The organism is Raineyella antarctica, from assembly GCF_900092135.1.
Lineage (GTDB): Bacteria > Actinomycetota > Actinomycetes > Propionibacteriales > Propionibacteriaceae > Raineyella > Raineyella antarctica.
Genome location: NZ_FMYF01000033.1, coordinates 1 through 1,100, shown reverse-complemented (window position 1 = coordinate 1,100; position 1,100 = coordinate 1). Strand labels below are relative to the sequence as shown.

At 46.0% G+C, this 1,100-nt stretch carries 1 protein-coding gene; it reads right to left on the bottom strand.

All coding sequences use genetic code 11. The features are described from left to right. Positions 1 to 89: 89 nt before the first annotated feature. On the bottom strand, positions 90 to 1,100 hold a 1,011-nt coding region (locus tag GA0111570_RS17200; RefSeq protein WP_139283320.1), incomplete at its 5' end, for a Mu transposase domain-containing protein.

Below are 1,100 nucleotides of genomic sequence, written 5' to 3'. Positions count from 1 at the left end.
TTGTAGTACGTTTCGGCCATAGCATACAGCCGCATTTGTTTCATCTTTTCAATGGTACTTTGATTGTTCATTTCTGATTGTTTTAGTGATTAATTATAAGCTTTTGGCCCCCGTAAGTTCCTGTGTATGGGAATAAATATTTGTTGTACCGGAACTGCTACCGCTTTGTCCATATTGTTTTCCAGAATACGTTTGATGGTACGGTAACTGCATCTTTCATGGGTTAAAGCAATGGCACAGGCTTTCTCTATACGGTGTTTCTCGAAGGCTTTTTTCAGGCTGAGAATGCCCAGTGCCTGCTTGTACCCCGTTTCCGGATAATCTTGTTGCTCAATCAGCAGAGCGATGTATTCGCCTGTTTTTGGCCCAATATTATTTGCCAGCACGGCAAAGTATTCCGGGCTCCAGTCATTGTAAAACTGATGGGTACTGCTCATGTGCTCTTTAATGGTAACATACTGGCCTGGGCGGAAAACCCTTTTGTGGCTTGCAATACGGTCCGACTGACAGTATACCTCGATGGTCTCCTGATTGTACTGCAATTCGACCTGTTTGCCAACGTAACGGTAAGGTACGCTGTAATAGTTCTTGGTGTCTGACAGGTAGATATATCCCATCTTCTGTACTTTGGCCCGTTTGTAATGTTTGAGCTGGTATGTATCCGGTGGTAATGACTGAAGGTACTGCTCTTCCAGCTCTACAAACAGTTTCCGGCGGCTTGCCTGGTAAGTAACCATCAGGTAGTCATTGTACGTTACAAGTTCCTTTTGAAGCTGCCTGTTGAGTTCGTCCAGGCTAAAGAAGGTCATGTTCCGGATCGGGAAGAAAATGCGCTGATAAACCAGCCTTACAGCCCCTTCAACCATCGCTTTGTCCTGTGGGGAATACGAACGGGTCGGATTGATCACGCAGCCATAATGAAGGGCCAGATCCTTCAGCGTTTTATTCAGGATGGGTTCGTACTTGCTGGCTTTCGAAACTGCTGATTTCAGGTTGTCCGGAACAATGGCCTTGGTGCTGCCCCCTAAAAACTGGAAACAGTGGTTGATAGACCCGATAAAATCTTCCCGTTGCTGGCTGCGGGTGGCTTCTATAAAGGT